Genomic DNA, 17,176 nt, shown 5'->3' on the forward strand with positions numbered 1-17,176 from the left:
TCACTCCGCACGAAGAAGAGCGGCGTGGACAAGAGGATTCAGGTCCACTTTCCGGTGACCTTGCCCGGATGGGTCGGGCGGAAATGACAGTATTCCCAGAAGGTCCGCGTAAATACCCACTGCCCGCGCATGCACGTTTCGGCCGTCGGTGGATAGGTACTGGAAATCTGCTGTCGTTACTGTGGATCCATCGGAGTATGCGGCGAGATCCTTGAAGAAGCTCATGAGCTCAGGCTCCGCAGGGATGCCAAGCCGTTCCAGCAAGTCAGGAGACTTCAGGACCGCCTCCTTTTCGTCGCTGATCATTGACCTAATCGCTGCGGACGCATGGCCGGGACGTTCCGCTATGCGGGACAGCAAAGGACCAGCAGTCTGCGACCAGCCACCAGTCGCCAGGAAGATTCCGTCGACATGTTCGCCTGGCAGATGAAGCGATTCGATACGGTTGCCAAGATAGGACCGAGCCCAAGGTCGTAGCTTCACGATCTTGATCTGCGGAAGGACGCGATTGAGTATCAGCCGATCCCGCGACCATTCCCCAGCGTGCTCAGGTCCTCCGATGAAAATCATTCGGAGATCGCCTTTCCGGATTCGGCCAGCGCGTTCGGCTTCGACGACCCAATCAGGACGCCACGCCGTCTTGTGGGAGACGACTATCACCTTCGGACGCAGCGGCTTGGGGCCTCGCTTCGCGTCGTCGAGCATGTCCTTCTTGCTTTCGTAGGTTTTCACCTCGACGTCGACAAGTTTGTCCTTTACGCGCTTGGCGTCCAACAGCGCCGCTTCGACGAATTTGATTCCAGCGCACTCAGTGCCAAATACCACGCCGACGCTCGATGGCCGCGGATCGTCGTCATTTCCGTCCAATACGGCGACATTGAAGGGCGCCAACAGATCTGCCTCCTGTCCGTCCGTCAGCGGCGAGACGCGGCCTATCGTCTCGAGGCCGGGCATTGGCTTGCCAAATTGCCGGCGGTAGTTTTTTGGGTCGAACGGCTTCGGCGGGGCCCTTAGATTTTTGTAGCTCTCAAGTTTCCTGCTGAGGTCATCCTCGGTAGCCGCCATTAACTCGAGCAGGCTCCTTGACCGCAGCGCAAACGAGCCGGCAACGGTGCGCCGAGCGATGCCAAAGCCCTCCATCTCCTCCAGAAGATATTCGAGCTCGTTTGGATCGGTCCCGCGGGGGAATGCGGCCGGCCAGTACGCCATCGCTCGTTCGGCGACTTCCGCGGCGGTCATTCCTTCCGCGGTCATGCCCGAATCGCGCTCCACGAGTTCTCGAACCGCAAGAATGTACGTTAGGAGTTCGTACCTCCGCTCGATTGAGCCGATTGTCGCCTCGAACGTGGCGAACAGCTTGCTCCTCACGTCGGACGAGGACAGCGCACGCTCGACCAGCACGGTGTTGATGGTGGCGGGAACTTGACCTGTTTTTTGTGCGTGATCGTGAATAAGTCGGAGTAATTCTTGGCAGAAGACCTGGATCAGCACCGGATAGTAGTTTGTGAAGGTCAAAATCCGCCAAACGTCCTCCCGCTTTTCGAACTCGAAGCCCATTGCCGCCAACGGGCCGCGAACCAAAAATTCCGCGTCCCCGACGTCGCGGTTGAGCAATGGGCCGATCTTCAGCGGGCTGCTCGCAATCTGTACGAGGGGAGAGTTTTCGGCTCGCACCATGCGCGAGACGTTGTGTAGACCGGCGAGCACGAACTTGAACCGGTGTTTCGTCTCAGCCATGAGCTGCAACAGCGTCTGGATGCAGGGGAAACCGTTCTCGACCTCCTTGCGGACGAAATTGTCCGCTTCGTCGATCAAGAGCAAAATGCGTCGCCTGTCGTCGGCGTTGAGCCAACTCGTAATCGTCGACGAAAACTCTTCTGCTGTTCGAACCGAGGATTTGAACACGGTTGACTCGACGCGACGCGATATCTGCTCGAAATCATCGGAAGTGTCGTTCACCATGTCGAGATCGACGTAGGCGAAGACAGCATGCGGAGGCTGTGTCGCGTGAATTTGTTGGAGAAGAGCCGTCTTGCCGAGCCGACGACCGCCGAACACGACGTAAGATCCGAATGGTTCGAGGATCGCGTTTCGCTCTAACGTGCGCCCTTTGAACATCTCAGGCGGGACCGCAGACTTTCCATGATCTCGGTAGGGATCGGCGCTGGAATAGGCTTGAGCGATCTCGATAATGGCGCGACGCGGATCTTCCGAGTCAGCGATCGCGTATGCAACCAATGCCTCATCTACAATGAGCATGGTACGCTTCCGTCTGATCATCTCGATCCGAAGTTGCTGTCGGCGTTCAGCGTTGAGAACTCCACGATAGAGAACAAGTACGCCGCGGTGACCGGCTCCGTCGCCAAGGCTCAGCAAGGTCTCCTGCGGAATCGCGGGCGTCACGACGCAAATGCGCCAGGAACCTTGCGTCAGGCTTCCGAACTCGGGCAGGAGTAACGACGCTGGATCCGGAGGCGGGAGCGATACTGTGGCGTCGAACACGAATATCTGTTGCAGCCGCCTCGTCATTGTCGGCTCTTCTACGCACTTCGTGACTTCGTACAGCAGTCGGGACACGACCTCTGTTACGTGGTGCGCGATTTGGGCCGTCGAGGCATTCTTCGTAGGCTTTAGGTTGGGGAAGGCGCGGGTTACACTCCGGGCCTCTTGCCGACGGTCTTCGTCCAGAAGGCTGTAGTCGAGCGGGCCATAGGCTTTCGCAAGATCGATTGCGCGGCCGACCTGTAGCAGATCGACAGCTCCAAGTTGTGGCAAAACCGACTTGAAGTTCGCCAATCGCCAGTTCAGGGGCCCGCTTGCCAGGAGAGGATGGTTCCGAACCTCATCGCCTCGTAACAGGATCAGGCGATCGGCAAGCGTAGTGAATTCGCGTCGCTCCAGGAGGTGGAGGAGTTCTAGACGCGTCTGGGTGTCCAACTTGCCTTTGCGATCCAGGTCCTCGATGCTGGAGGCGTATTCGTTCTGCGATTTGTCGAACTCGCGCTGCGCCTCCGTCTCGACTTCTCGGATACGAGCGAGTGCTGAGTTGAAGTCTTCGATCCTGTCGCCGGTCAAGGTCTCAGGCAGGAACGTGGGCGGAAGCTCGACCGGGAGATTCGATGGTTTGATGGTTGAAAGCATCTCCTTGAGTCGTGCCGATTGCTCGAGCGAGCCAACCGCCATGCGCCTCATTCGGTCTATCGTGCGCTCGGCCTCGCCCAGCAACAATGAAACCTGATGCTTCTTGGCTTCCTTGTCGGCATCGAGTTTGGCCCGCCAGCCGTCCGTCGTCTGGGAGCTGACGCCGAACCAGTGAGCGACGTTCAGCAACATGTACGCGGGAACGAAAGCCGACTCGCTCCGGCGGGCCTCGAACGCTTGATGTATCGATTCCGTCGGATTCTGTCCGATCAGGGGGACGGGAGCGTTGAGAGCCTCCTGGAGGATCTTCTCTGGAACGTAAGGGGAAGGTCGCCATCCTCCGGTCCAGGTAAGTCCAGGAAGCCAAAGTAGCGGAGTATGCAGACCGACCGCCAGAGGGGCCGCCTCTCTTCCACTCGCACCGACGCCTTGAAGAATATTGCGACTGGCTTCCAGAATTCTGTTGCCCTGACGTACGGCCGATTCCGTCAGGAGGCCGAATTCAGCCTGAGGTGTGTAGGACAGCGCTTCCGAGATGCCGGTCAGCGCGAGGTCCCGAAGACGTTTGACCGTTTCAAGACGGCCAGCGTTCCGTCGCAGCACATCGAAGCCTTCGACCGATTGCAAGAGGTGGTGGCACTGTTGGCCGAGCCGGGACAGTGCCCCGAATATTCGTTCGCGTCCCGGTCCGTCGAGTTCGCCGCCGCCCCCGAATTCCTCGACGAGCTTGGCGACGAAGCTGGCGGTCTTGTCTCGACTCTGGAAGAGGTCGGCGACCTCCCGGGCGGAGGTATGGTCTGCCTGCGCAATCCGGGATTCCAGTTGACCCAACACCCCCTGCGGCCGAGTGAGAGCGTGTCGAATGCGCTCGCCCGTCTGGAATCGAAAACGAGCAGAGCGCAATCCCGCGATTGTTTCCTTTATGGACTCGATTGACTCCGAGACGAAAGTTGCCTCCCGGGAATGAGCTTCAATAGCCAAGAGATTGGCGGGCGTCAGCGGGAAGTTCAGCTTTCGGTTTTCCTCTACCGCCTGCACCAATTTTTCGTAGTGCCTGTACCCATCTTGCCGGCCAATGTCTTTTATCACCTCGATGGCGGCGGGGTCGTCGGATCGGAAAAGCGCGGAGGAAAGAGCGCCCGGAAACAGAAGGGTTAGCCTGGCGCGGGAGCGATCGTCGTCGAAGCCATAGAGAGATTGTGCAACGGATAGAGCCTCACCCGTCAACTCCGAGAGAGCTTGAAGGTCATCGGTCGAGAGGCCGACAGTGCGTCCGGTGGCGGCTGCCAGACGGAGTTCAACAGGCGTATAGACGTTTCTCTCTGAGGGCGGGATGACCGACATAGCTGCTGTGCGCAGGTGGTAGGCCAATCCGTGCTCTCCAAGAGAGAAGAGATGATCCAGCCGTTTGGTCAACTCCTGGTACAGCGGATCAACGGGCGGCTGCGCCGGCAGCACTACGTTTGTCGCTTCCAGCACAGAAGTGAAGTGAGGATCCTCTTCGTGCGGTTCCTCGACGGCGAGCGCTTCGTCCTCGGGCCGAACGTCGAGGTCGTCTTCAAGCGCGACGGACGCTTCAGAGTGAACCAACGGTCCTTCCGGCGGCTCTTCAGGATGAGGCTCCGGAGAAGCTGCCGACGATGGGGTTGCAGCCACCGGCGTCCCCTCCGTGGCCAGAAGCCTGACTGCACCCGCGATGAGTTCGAGCGCGCGACGAAGATGCGCTTCCTGCGCATCAATGAGCGGTTCGGTCCGCTGCCGTGCGAGCTTGATGGGAAGGCTGCCCTCGAGACTCTCGATTTCATTCGCCAGTGACCTGGCTTCCGAAAACGCCAGCTCGGCGTCTCTGCGGAGAGAACTGGCCGTGTCCAGATCTGCTACGGGGACCTGATCATTTATCTTGAATAGCTGCAACAGAATGGTCGGAACACTCAGCGGCTCTCCGATGAGGCTTGTCAATGCGTCGGAGATCTGCGCCGTAAGCGATCGAATAGCTTCCTTGATTTCGTCCGTTGGCGCTTCGGAGGGCCTAAGCAGCGCGGCTTTCGCTTGCAACGCCTCCAGTCCGGCGAGCATTGTGGCGAGCTTGGTCGTTGCGTCGCCATCCGGACCAGATGACCTTGCCTCGAAGGCAAGCTTAGCGATTTGGTCGCAATGATGCTGCCACGACTCTAGCACTTCTTCCAGTGTTGGCCCTGCCGCGGAATCCGAGGGTCCGGCTGTCTCGTCCGGAGCCGCTTCGATCGGTGTGTCGGCAAGGCAGACTGCATCATCCTTCGATGGTGGTTGGGAGGTCGCGTCCGGATTCCTTCGCACGTATGGGATGATTACGTCTTGCAGAACCTCTCCGATTGTCCGGTCGTCTCCGAACTGCGCGAACGGACCGACCACCGCTCGGAGGTACCGGCCTAATTCGGCGCACTCATCCTGACGCCCCTCAAGACGGTCGAGCCCCGCGGACGCTCTTGCGCATGGAGATCGCCAGGCCGCTTGCCCGGGAAGCGCCAGAATGTCGGCTAGTAGCGCCTTCTGGTCGCCGCCGTTGTCCAATGCGTGAAGGGAGCACAAGACGCTCAGGTCAGCCTCTCCCTTCGGGATCGGCTTCTCCTTGCGGATGCGTCGAAGGAAATCGCGATTCTTCAGCAGGATCGCCCGCTTGGGCAGGCCACGCTCTTTCTCGTCGGGAAAAAACTGATGCTGGAAGGCGATTGCGAAAGCGGGATAGCGTAACGCGTCGAGATAGAGTCCGGGGAAGTCGTAGGCCGCGGGTCGCTCCTCAGGCCAAGGAAAGCCCGTGACAGTGCGGATCCATTCGCGATCCTGGTGAATCTCTCTGGCGTCGGAATTGACGACGTGCATCGCGTCCGCAAGGAATTCCTCTGTTACGAAGCTTGGAAGCGGCGCAGAAGGACTCCTTAGCAAACGAACAAGTGCGCCAAGGTCGTCGGAGCCATCCGGATAATCGGAGCCACCCGGATAAGATGCATCAGAAGTCGTTGCGACCGCGGGCTGAAGCGGCTCCAGAGTCGCGATGGCCATGGATTTTTCCTCGCCTGGTTTTTGGGGGTTATGTTCGCGGAGCGGTGAGTTATCGAGAGCGACTTGATCGAGCTGAAAGGAGTCGCCGCTCTCGTCCTCGAACGGAGGTATGTCCTTCTCCCCAAACTCAGAGGAGCCCTCGTACCAACGTCGAGTTTCACCATATCCGATCGCCGTCTCGGCGACGTCGCTCTCCTCCGGAAGCTCCGGTTCGTCTACTGAGCGATCATCCTCAGGATCGTCGTCCTCGGTCTCACTGGCGTACCGATCCATGTAGTCCAGGATTTTGGACTTGAACGACAGCGGCGCCGGAAGGAAGGTGCCATCGGCCGTGTGCGAGTATCCGTTCCGGAGAGCCGCGACCAGTGTTGCGGTTGCATCCGCCTCGTCCTCCCGCAGCGTCGGCAGGACGGTTACCTCAAGCGTCACCGGAATTCGGGACGGAACGTCCCATGGAGCAATCGTGGCCCGTTTCCAAAGCACCTTGTTTTTGTATTCAGCGTTCGATTTGGGAGGGCCGGCCTTTTGGAATCCGTCCTTGCTGCGATACACGGATTGCCCGCGCGCGCCTCGATTACGGACGTCGAAGCCATGGGCCGTGAGGTAGTGGCGAGCTCGCGCATTTCCTTCCGGAAGACTTTCCGCGAGACGTTCAGTGGCGGTCGCATATATCTCGTCGACCGGCTCGGCGGCTCTCGAGTTGCCGTCTCGGTTTACGGGCATCCATCTTCTGCGCGCCTCGACCGCAAGCCGTCCCGCCGACCGCTCCCTAACACGGACGAACCGTAACCCTTTCCAGGACGACGGTGCCCTGACGGTCGGATCGTCCAGGTAGAGATCGGAAGAGATGTTTTCGTCCGACAGCCATGGCCACAGCGAGCGAGCTGTGGTCGATTCGACCAGTATCAGAGCGTGCGGATCTTCCGCCGCGACCTCATCCACGACCGCACGCACGAAACTCAAGAAATTCATGCGGCAATCAGGTTGGGTATCGCCAAGAGATGTCCGGCCCGCTGACGCAACACCGATTAATGTCTTCGATAGGGTCTGGAATAGACCGGTATTCATCGCGCCGTTCCGGACGCTGCCGAACCGCCCGGAAATCCGACCGGTGGCAATATCGATCTTCATTGCCGCTGCCAGCGTGGCGCCATTGGGTCGGCCCGTGCGGGTTGCGGCTTGTGAGATCACCGACAATCCGACAATCGATCTCGGACGATTGGATTCCCCAAAAGTGGAAGCTACCAAGTTTGCGAGAACAGGACCTAGCCCAGCATGTCCGAACAGCAGATCGTACAGCGCCGCCTGTACACGATGCATGTACTCGGCAGCCTTACCGGCAGCTGGCGGAAGCAGATACTGCACATTGCAGCCGGCTATCGTGGCAAGCGTATTGCGACCGACGTCCTTATTGACCTTATCGTCGTTTCGCCCGTCGTACTTGAGGGCGGCTTGGACGATGACAGGTGAGTTGGGGAATTCATCTCGAATTTGAGTGGCCAGCGGGGTCCAGGCTTCGCGACGCAATGCTGCGCGATGCATTCGCTTGTGCCTAATCTCTCCGTCGAGATCCTGGCGGGCACCGTGAACGCCCGCGGGCATTGCATGACGCACGACGTTGATGCGGTCTCCGAAGAGAAGCGCAACGACTGAACGAAAGATGTGGGCTTCCTGTTCACGTCGGCAAATGAATATCAGGTCAATGCCGCAGTCCTTACCAAATGCTTTGTCGAGCCGTTCCCGATTCGCGAGCACCATCGGCTCAAGATCGACTGTCTTGATGGGCTGCTTCTTGCCGCGGGCCTTGCTTTCCGGCGATCCAAAAAGCTGTTCAACGCGGCTCGGCAATTCCTCTTCTGTCACCCTCCCGAAATGGTGGGTGATGAGATTGTACAAGGTAGCCTGAAGGTGAAACTCTTCGGAGCGCTCGATCCTTGAATTCAGGAGCCTAAGTCGAGACTCGGCGAAGCCGAACGAGGCAATCCGCTCCTTTACCGCGGACGTCAGATCCACCTGGTCTTGCAGCGTCACCCCAAACGGTATCTTAGGAGCGGCGCTGTAGCCGTGGCGGAATGGCACGCCGACGAACAGATCGGGCATCCGGCCGCGGGACTTTATCAGATCCGGTAAGTCGCCGGTGAGAGATACATCGGTATTACGACCGGCTTCGTGGACGATGGCGTCCAGATTCACGGTCGGAACACCCCTCCCCACGCGGACGGTCAAAGTTGCAGCACGCGCAACCGACGAACGCGTTACAACGCGGACGGATATCCGCCGGCGCCCAAACAAATCATTTGCGGTGGGAAATTCGTTGCACCAAATCCGCTTGGCGGCCCGGACCACGAGGAGCGGCAGTCTAGACGAAGGGCGGGTTTCGACAGAAACCTCGGCTACCATCGAAAACAAGTCGCTCTTGCCGGGTAGCGAGGTCGGCCAGGTCTCGAAGGCGATGGTGTTGCCGTAGTCGCGGTCGAGCAAACGATAGACCGGCCCGAGACCGGGGAATAGTTCGGCTCCTTCCAGCGAAGAAGCTACGATTGCCAGAAGGATATCGGAGAACTGATGGAAGTCGGAACGTAGCGCGTCGGGAGCGCGGCCCTCATCGGTCAAGTGAGGCGTGGAGCGCTGCTCGAACAACTGTTGCTGTCGAGCACGGGTCTCGAAGAGGTCGACATCGCCACAGTCGGCCCCCAATCGTTCTACCCAAGGCCGGAGCGTAAGTTGCGCCCAGGCTGCTACCAAACGGTGAGTAGCTGCCAAAATTTCCGACGGAGCCCCCGTCGCCGCGAACAACGGAGCGTTATCGTTGCGCGGTAAAATCCAGCTCTCCAGGAGGAGCATTCCGCCGACGCGGGCCTGAAGGGCAGCCCGAAGGTCCGCATAGGGAATTTCGTTTCCTTCAGGGCGCTCGCTGCGCAGTGCATTGCGGTGTATGCGTTCAAGCAGGCTTTTGGCCGTCGCTGTCCAACCAAAGCGAAGGGGAGATACGGGGAGAGGCACGCCGGCAGGCAAGCCACGCCAGACAAACGCGCATTCGCGCGTTAGCTGCTCGCCCAAACTGCGGCTCTGCGTTCGAACGAACAGTTCATCCTGCTGGGTACTCATTCCGGATCCATCTCCGGAAAAATGACGTGGGCGCAGTGTCGCAGCGGATGAAGGAACGGTTCGTAGAGCAAGCGGTAAATTTCCCGTTCAACCGGATCAGGGCAGGAAAGCAGGTCTTCCAAGACGTCACGCATTGCGACGATCATGCTCGTGCGCTGAGTGTCGCGCCGGTTCTTGGCGGATTGCGGCGCGAACGATGCGTCCACGAAAAAGACCCTCGTCTTGCACCCGTTGCGCATGGCGCGCCCGATCGTTTGGAGAAGATCGACCATGCCGTCTGCGACGAACGGTCGGATCATGCGGCCAAGACGACTCATCTGTTGCGGGCGGCGGAGTAACCACCTGAGAGCATCCAGCGCCTCGTCGCGCGCCGAGCGCCATTCCCGCGCCAGCCCGGCAAGATCAGCATTCGGGGGGATCACACGTTGGTCGAACCGCAATGCGAGTTGGCCGGCAAGACCGCCCGTGAATGCCAAGCTATCAGCCGTCGGATGAGGTCTGACGAAGAAAGCGATGTTCCCAAGCACCGCGTCCCGCACCCGAGATCCATCAGGGAAGACGATGTTGACGCCGCGCCCGATCGCTTTCATCGGGAAGACGAGTGCATCCCAATCGTCACGGGTGCCGAGCATCTCTACCTGGCTGGCGGAGACCCATTCTGCGCGCTCCTGCGAAGGAACGTTCCTGATATCAGACGTCACCCCGATCACCCGGTGCGCCGACGAGGAGGTTCGTCTGAGGTGCGCTTTGATGAAGGCGACTTGTTCATAGGAATTGACCACGATCCCGGTCCGCCGACCGGGATCGAACTGATCCTCACGGAATTTCCGGACGAGCGGATCTGCCCCGGAGAAGAAATGGTCGGTCAAGAGTCGTAGCGAATGGTTTCGCTCGCGTTCAGACCCTGCGCCGCTCACACGAACGAATTCGCCGGGCCTGTCGGGATCGCGAACCGGAAGGAATGCATAGGCACTGTGTCGCCAGGCGTCACTTTCTCCCTCCCGTCGAAGCACATAGCTGGGTCGGACTGGGACGTGATAGCTCGGACTCGGCGCGAGATAGCTCGTGGCGGATGCCATCAGCACCGCCGGCCCCTTGATTCCGTCTTCTGTCAGTAGTTCGGAAAGATGATACAGAAGTAATCGGGGAACGCCGGCAAACGAGAGATATTGCAGCCTCAACGAGCGCTGGCCGCGATCGTTGGTTTCGTAGGCGAATCGAATGCCCGAGAGACGGCCGATCAAGGATTCGGGCAAGGTCCTCCTGAGATCAGCCGTGACACCCTGACCGAAGACCCTCTCGGTGTGCACGCCCTCGGCAATCATGGCGTACTGCGCTGGAACGAGCGCGAGGAACTGCAGCACGACAGTCGTAACCTCGACCAAAAACCGAAACAGTATTCGCGCCTCCTGAGGATCCAGCCCTTGTCGATGGGGAAGTATTCCGAAGAAGGCGTCTCGCATCTCGTCGTAATTCTCTTCGAACCGCTCGACGAGTCGCACATTGAGAAGGGAGTTTAAGGCGCCGCGAAACCTTGTTGTCGCCGAGATTAGCGCGCCGTGATCGATCTCCAGATCTCTCGCGACGCGCTCCAGGTCGAGCTCGGACAGATCATCCTCACCGTCGCCGCCAACGTCGCTCGCCAGCACGGAGCGGACCAGTTGCTCGAACAGCCGCCTAACCAGGTCGAAGCGTCTGCTGCCATGTTCTTCCTCGTCCGTTTCCGGATCGAGGTACATGCTAGCCAGGATCGAATTGCCGGTAACGAAGGCGTCTTTGAACCTTGCCAGTACGCCGCCTTCCTCTGCCATTCGCTCCAAGAGATGAGCCCGCAATGCGCGGTTGAGACGCATGAAGCGGTTTGATGCAAGTGTATAGTTCTCGATCGAATTTGAGACGGCAAAGCCTCGCCCGGAAGCGACCGGATCGAACACGTCATCCAGGAGAATGGTTTCGTAGGACTCCGAGGAGCCGAACAGGTCTAATTCGGCGAAACCCTTTTGATCGAGGGCGGCTTGTGCGCCGTCGACCTCGTCGATGATCACCAGATCGCTCGTGCGGGCAACGCGCTCGAAATGACGCATCCTTTCGGTGTGGAAATGAGGGGACGCCATGACTTCTGTGGAGATTACGTGCCCGATTTGCACAAGAGCGTCGGCGTCGGCCAAGCGACGGGCCGAACGTTGCCGTCCGCAGGCTGTCGCAAGCGGACACGATCTGTAGCCTTCCTTTCCCTCCTTTCCATCCTTCTTGATGCTGGCCTGTCGCAGCGATGTGCAAGGAGGACGGTCGTGCGGAAATTCGAAGGCGGGGGGCGGCACGGAGACGAAGGCGGATAACGCGCAACGCGTTCCGAGAAGCTCGGCTCCGGGGGCGGTCTGTCCGAATCCCCCGCTGTCCATGGTGGCGATTCGTTCGGCCAGCCTTGTTGAGTGGCTCCTTCTCGCGTCAGGAGACTGACCAACCAGCAAGGCAGTGGGGATCGAATAGCGGGTCAGGTCCGCATCGAGTGCCAGGGCGAATTCGATGGACGGAACGAGGAGAGTTATTCGTCGTCCTTGGCGGGCGAGGAGAACAACGAGAAGGAAGATCAGCGTCGATTTGCCGGCGCCGGGAAGCCCGATCATGTGGCTCACACTGTCGAGCGAGATGACATCAGTGCGGCGGAGCGCCGCGCCCTGTGGCGAAAGCACCGAAAATACCGCCTGCCCCTCCTCGGATCGTAGCCTCGTCAAGAAGTTGCGGGGGACCCGCGCCGGATCGCGAGCATCCTCTTCGTCGAGAGTCCTCGCGATGTTTTCGAGTTCCTCGATCGTCACGACGATAGGAGCTCGGCTTGCCTTGTCCTGAGCGGTAGCGGGACGCGGGGGCAGATTCATTATCTCGCGAGTATCGCAGATGACGTCGGAGCCGTTGTCGCCGTCGATGCGGAAGCGGAAGCGCCTCGTGTGATCGGCAGGGACGAGGTTGTGAATGTCATTGGGTAAGACGCCGAGCAGGGCATCAAGCATTGCATTGCGGCGTGCATCGTCGCGCCGAACGCGTTCACGAATTGCAAAACCCGTTCCCGGATCCGTAGAAATCTCGAACGGAGGCTCGACGTAATCGTCATCCGAAGCGTGATCATCCTCCCAGGCCCTGGCTTCAATCACGGCTTCCTGAAGATGCGCTTCGGATTCGATGTTTACGCCTATCAAGCGGAGGTTTCGCAGTGCCGTGCGGGCTTTCCCAAGAGCTGGATGCCTGGTGATAGATCGATAGCCGGACAGGAGCGCCGGCGCTCCGGATAGTGACTTAAGCCCCAAGAGGTCGTGCATGACGCACGCCATCCATTGTGCCCGCAAAGCGGGGACGAATCCTTCCGGAGCACGCCTCATCCGATCACCATTCTCGCAACATCACTGACTTTCGCGAAAGTCACCGATGTCGCGCCTTGGTAAGCGTGCCGGAGGTCATCCAGGTAGTGAGGACGACGGTTCACGATTGCGTCCGGAATGGCGACGTACCTTTGGTCAAAGGTGGCCAAACCGCCTAGGCGCTCGGAAAGCGTCTCACCGAGCAATCGGGGGCACGAGTAGCTTTTCACGTCGATTCCGAGTTCATGGGATCGGCCTACGTCGGCCGCGTCGTCTCTCGGGTAGAGGGTGACGTCCACGCCTGCGCGGCGTAGTTCGTCGTGGAGCCGGATTTCCGCTAGGCCGGGGCCTACCCAATAGGCGAGGATGTCGTCGGCGAAGGCCCGCCATCCCGTCGCATTCTCGATTGTGGCGCCTGCCCGCGACGATGGCACCTCTTCGAGACATGGCCCGATTCGACAGCGACCGTCGGGGAACGCAGCCCTGTCGCGGTGGGGATAGAGCAGCCCGCCGCAGTTTGCGCATATCTTGAACGAGCCGTCCCGCAGCAACGCGCCGAGCGGAATTCCGGTGGACCAGCGGCGCAGCACGTCGTCCGCCACCACGATGGCGTGGTCTTCAAGAAAGTCGGACAACTCCCGCCGTTCGTATACGGGCTTGCGCACAATTCGTTCGCGTAGGAGCGAGTAGATCTGCAATCGGCTTTCGGTACGAACCCGTTGCACGATCTCGCGCAGCTGCCGGTGATGAATGTCCTCGAACGCGTCGTCCGTCTGCCCTTTTGCCGCTAAGGCACGGCACTCCTCGCTCGGCGCGACAGGCTCACTAGAGAGAAGCTTGACCTCGGCGAATCGAAAGGGCGCAGCGAGGGCCGGCACTCCCCAGTCACCAACCGGCAGACGACGAGCGATATCCGAAAGGCAGTGAATGCTGTCGCCCAAATCGTTGACTGAGGACGTTATGCAGATTTTCGACAACATCTGCATGCCCGCGCCTATCGTTTCCGGCAGGGTATAGGGGTCGACGATATCTCCTGCGCGAACCCCAAGATGAAGATCCAGGAAGCCCCGGCTCAACACACGGAGCATGACTTCGACCTCGTCCTCCGAATCTGTTTGATTATTGATCATATGATTATTAGAATTGAAGATACGATGTCTGTAAAGTTACTATCCGAACTTAATCAGAAGAGGGGTGGGGCAGCGCTGCGTGCCCGGCTGAAGCACATCGACGACAGATTGATCTGGTTTGGTTTTCTGCGACTCGCGGACCATGCCTCAAAATTTGGCATATCCGACGTGCAAGGAAAAATAGATATTAAGACTTATCGCAACCTTTCGACTACACCTCCTCCGGAGCGAAAACCGGGGCCGGCTGCGGCAGGAGTGCGGGCCGGGACCTACACACGACCTGACAGGTTCGTCCCCGTTTTTGACGCGCCGGGGACGCTAGATGATCTCGCGCGGACCCTCTTGCAGGAGGCCCGGCCGGACGAATCCCTGGCGATCGAGCGAGTTCTGCCTCCAGCGCGCTGGATCGAGCCTGACAACGTCAGGGCAATTCTCGCTGCGACAGAGCTTCGGGAGAGTTGCAAGCTTCAGTATCAGTCGATGACAAGCTCCGAAGGGAGCGAGCGCGTCATTTGTCCCCATGCGTTGGTAAAAGCTTCGGGACGTTGGCACGTCAGGGCCTTCGATTTCTCGCGGAAGAAATTCATCGATTTCTCGCTCTCGCGCGCGCTCTCATCTGTGCCGCTACCGAGCCAACCTCCTGTACCTGCGGCCTTAGACGATGATTGGCACGCGACGGTCGCGGTAGAATTCGTGCCTCACCCGAAGCTCTCCGCGGCCCAACGCCAGGCGATCGCACGGGAGTTCAAGATGCAGCAAGGGCTGTTGGTTGTTCCGGTCCGTCGTGCGCTGTTGTTCTATCTGCTTGATGAAATGCGATTGCTGGGGCCAGTCAGGCGGCAGGACAAGGACGCGGCAGACGTGCCTGTCTGGGTGAAGAACGTTCGCGAGGTTGCATCTGAATTGGAGGCAATGGAAGCCGACAGCTAACTTTTTCCTGCGCTTACCGGCCACCGCCTTGCAACCTCTTCCATCACATCCCACGCAGCCCGGTACTCCTCGATGGCGACCTGCCTGAAGTGAGGAACTGCCGTCGATCGCTGAGCTGCGCCATGCTTCTCGCTCTCATGGCCGAAGGCGGTCTGATAAAAGGGGAGCCGCGGAACATTTAATCTGTGGGACGGAAAGCAGCCTCCCCGCGTAGCACGGCCGCTTGCAGTTTCTATTCAAAAGAGTCGGTAGGAGGCGCAATCGATATCCCGATGCCGACCATCTTCCGAAACTGAAATCGAATTCCCGCTTCCTCCAACGTTTTCCGTATGCGATCGGATGTGTCCGAATTGAGTATCGACAGACCCTGCTCGAAGCGATTCAAGGTCGTCTTTGACACGCGAGCCTTCTTCGCCAGAACGTCTTGATTCCAATTGAGCCATGCTCGGGCGGCTCTCACTTGGGCAGGAGACATGCTCGGCTCCGGCGCATTAACCATGATTCTGGACTCTTCTTCCTTCCGGCGTCCGGATTTGTTATTATTAGGATGTTGTTAAGCATGGCGTCCGAGCGGGCGGGACAACAGACGCCGTCAAACCAGCAATCGAATCCTACGATCTAATCCTTGCCAGGTCCTTGGCCCGGCAGGAATGCCTTGGCTCGGCTCTGTCCCGCCCGGCAGGAAAGTGAGCAAATGAGTCCTTAGAGCGACAAGGATAACGGGATCGGGCAAGTACCGTCGAAGGTACGGAATATCCTAACTTGCGAATTCATTGTTCAGTGGCAACCACCTTTGGGGGGACCGTATGCGCACGACCTTTGAAAGCGTTGTTCAGGGCAATCAGCTGCCAAACGCGAGCGTCCGAGCGCTTTTGGCTCGCCGCATGGCGGCCCCGCCGACCCATTGGTGGCGTATTCGAAGCCCACATGACTTCAGCATGCGGGATGTAGGGGCGATCCGTCAGGCGCTCTTAAAGACCGATTTGGTGAGCGACTGCGATTGGTTTCGGGCCGTCGGCGGAGATGCCGCGGCGGCAATCGGGATCGCCATCAAAGGACTCAAGAGCCACGGAATGAGAAATCCTGTGACAGACGCTGTTGTCTCGGCGGTGCTTTGCTGCGCGGTCGAAGGAAACCCTGCCGCAAAGGTCGTGATGATCTCGGCACTATGGCGCCGGGCAAAGATCGACCCGGTCTGTTACGGACTACGCCTCCGCTGGTTGCACGCACGCTTCTAGCCCAACTGCACGCGAGAAGACGCGAATTCGGCGCTTAAGTTCGTCGCAGTTTCACGCGTTACGCAATCTAAAACCAATCCTGTTGAAACCAGGAGTTTGGCATGACCACTCATGTGTGTGATTGGCGCATCGAGCTGATACATGCTCATCGCAGCCTGTTTCGGCCTCCAGCAAAGGCGCCGGTTCTCGCACAAGGCTATCCGGACTGCGGCCCGGGATGGCGCGATCTTCTCGAGAAAGCTTGCGCCCGGATCAGCGCAGCGCTAGCGGCGGAAGAACGCGTCGAGATTCTGCTGATCAAAGAGAAGTACGGCACTCTACGCCTGTACTGGCAGGGGAAGCTCTCGAACGGCTCTCGGCTTAAGGTCGATGAGGCGGTGACGCTTGCGCAGGCTCGCTCTGCCTGCACGTGCGACCAGTGCGGGGAGCGGGGTCGTCTGTTCCGCAAAGGCGGGGTGTTGATGACGCGCTGTGCGTCTCATGCGCAGGGCGAGCACGTGCCGACCGAACCGGGCCAAGAGAACGTGCATCTCGTGCAGATCCCGACTTCAGAAGGCTATCGGATCGCTGCGCGGCGCTACGACCGCGAGACCGACAGCTTCGCCGACGTTCCGTCCGGTTCGATCAAAATCGAGGAGTGAGATGGCGGCCACTCGCAACGATTGGCGGATCGAATTCATGCAGGCGCACCCGCGGCTGTTCGAGATCATGCAGGACGAGCCCGAACTCTCTTTCGGCTACCCGCTCTGCCGGGAGGGTTGGCGGGACGTCCTGGAGCGAATGTGCCGCCGGATCGAAGGTGCGCTCCGGGAGAACGAGACGTTCGAGTTCGTCCGCATCAAGAAAAAGTTCGGCACACTCAGGATTCAGTGGGAAGGCGACATCTCGGATGAGACCGGGAGGCGAATCCGCGAAGCTATCAATCTCGGCGAGGCACGTTCCGCCTGCACCTGCGAAATCTCGGTGCCGAGGGACGGCGGTACGTGAGCCACGGCTGTTTGGCGACGGCCTGCTCCGAGCACGCGATCCGCGATCCCGTGCCCGACAGACCGGGCTTCGAGAACGTCCACCTGCTGCGCCGGACGCCCGGCACGTCGGAGATCTAACCACGCGCGTTACGACCGCGAGACCGACACGTTGATCGAGGTGCCGCCGCCCACGCGAGGAACGGAGCAATAGCCGTGGCCCGGTTTCGCTGCCGCACCTGCCGGAACGAAAACGTTCCCTTTAACGC

At 59.5% G+C, this 17,176-nt stretch carries 9 protein-coding genes; 5 read left to right on the top strand and 4 right to left on the bottom strand.

The features are described from left to right. The 3 genes from MTX19_RS36425 to MTX19_RS36435 are packed head-to-tail and all read right to left on the bottom strand — an operon-like array spanning position 1 to position 13,732. Entirely contained in the window at positions 1-9,288 is a 9,288-nt protein-coding gene (locus MTX19_RS36425) for an RNaseH domain-containing protein (protein ID WP_280981504.1), read from the bottom strand. After that, the gene (locus MTX19_RS36430) at positions 9,285-12,605 is read right to left on the bottom strand and encodes a hypothetical protein (RefSeq protein ID WP_280981505.1); all 3,321 of its coding nucleotides are present in this window, start codon (positions 12,603-12,605) and stop codon (positions 9,285-9,287) included. Before MTX19_RS36430 ends, MTX19_RS36425 begins: the two co-directional genes overlap by 4 nt. Positions 12,606-12,661: 56 nt before the next feature. Next, a complete protein-coding gene (locus MTX19_RS36435) occupies positions 12,662-13,732 on the bottom strand; it encodes a hypothetical protein (RefSeq protein WP_280981506.1) in 1,071 nt (356 codons plus the stop codon). Between MTX19_RS36435 and MTX19_RS36440 the strand changes: the two genes are divergently transcribed. Then, a complete protein-coding gene (locus MTX19_RS36440; RefSeq protein WP_280981507.1) occupies positions 13,694-14,704 on the top strand; it encodes a WYL domain-containing protein in 1,011 nt (336 codons plus the stop codon). The genes MTX19_RS36435 and MTX19_RS36440 overlap by 39 nt on opposite strands. Positions 14,705-14,936: 232 nt before the next feature. Here the strand turns inward: MTX19_RS36440 and MTX19_RS36445 are convergent, their stop codons facing one another. Continuing rightward, positions 14,937-15,203, bottom strand: coding sequence for a helix-turn-helix transcriptional regulator (locus tag MTX19_RS36445; RefSeq protein WP_348638248.1), 267 nt, complete (start codon positions 15,201-15,203; stop codon positions 14,937-14,939). A 307-nt stretch (positions 15,204-15,510) separates the two neighbouring features. Here MTX19_RS36445 and MTX19_RS36450 point away from each other — a divergent pair, with 307 nt between their 5' ends. From MTX19_RS36450 to MTX19_RS36465, 4 genes are all read left to right on the top strand, one after another. Then, positions 15,511-15,942, top strand: a complete 432-nt coding sequence (locus MTX19_RS36450) for a hypothetical protein (RefSeq protein WP_280981508.1) — start codon at positions 15,511-15,513, stop codon at positions 15,940-15,942. A 101-nt stretch (positions 15,943-16,043) separates the two neighbouring features. Next, a complete protein-coding gene (locus tag MTX19_RS36455) occupies positions 16,044-16,583 on the top strand; it encodes a hypothetical protein (RefSeq protein ID WP_280981509.1) in 540 nt (179 codons plus the stop codon). 1 nt (position 16,584) lies between these two features. Next, positions 16,585-16,929, top strand: a complete 345-nt coding sequence (locus tag MTX19_RS36460; protein WP_280981510.1) for a hypothetical protein — start codon at positions 16,585-16,587, stop codon at positions 16,927-16,929. Continuing rightward, on the top strand, positions 16,926-17,048 hold the full coding sequence (locus tag MTX19_RS36465; protein WP_280981511.1) for a hypothetical protein: 123 nt from the start codon (positions 16,926-16,928) through the stop codon (positions 17,046-17,048). Before MTX19_RS36460 ends, MTX19_RS36465 begins: the two co-directional genes overlap by 4 nt. Positions 17,049-17,176: the final 128 nt, after the last annotated feature.

The sequence above is a fragment of the Bradyrhizobium sp. ISRA464 genome (assembly GCF_029910095.1).
Taxonomy (GTDB): Bacteria; Pseudomonadota; Alphaproteobacteria; order Rhizobiales; family Xanthobacteraceae; genus Bradyrhizobium.

Coding starts and splice junctions, on each gene's coding strand:
- MTX19_RS36425 (WP_280981504.1), bottom strand. CDS start 9,288: ATGAGTACCCAGCAGGATGAACTGTTCGTTCGAACGCAGAGCCGCAGT.
- MTX19_RS36430 (WP_280981505.1), bottom strand. CDS start 12,605: ATGCACGACCTCTTGGGGCTTAAGTCACTATCCGGAGCGCCGGCGCTC.
- MTX19_RS36440 (WP_280981507.1), top strand. CDS start 13,694: ATGAAGATCCAGGAAGCCCCGGCTCAACACACGGAGCATGACTTCGAC.
- MTX19_RS36435 (WP_280981506.1), bottom strand. CDS start 13,732: ATGCTCCGTGTGTTGAGCCGGGGCTTCCTGGATCTTCATCTTGGGGTT.
- MTX19_RS36445 (WP_348638248.1), bottom strand. CDS start 15,203: ATGGTTAATGCGCCGGAGCCGAGCATGTCTCCTGCCCAAGTGAGAGCC.
- MTX19_RS36450 (WP_280981508.1), top strand. CDS start 15,511: ATGCGCACGACCTTTGAAAGCGTTGTTCAGGGCAATCAGCTGCCAAAC.
- MTX19_RS36455 (WP_280981509.1), top strand. CDS start 16,044: ATGACCACTCATGTGTGTGATTGGCGCATCGAGCTGATACATGCTCAT.
- MTX19_RS36460 (WP_280981510.1), top strand. CDS start 16,585: ATGGCGGCCACTCGCAACGATTGGCGGATCGAATTCATGCAGGCGCAC.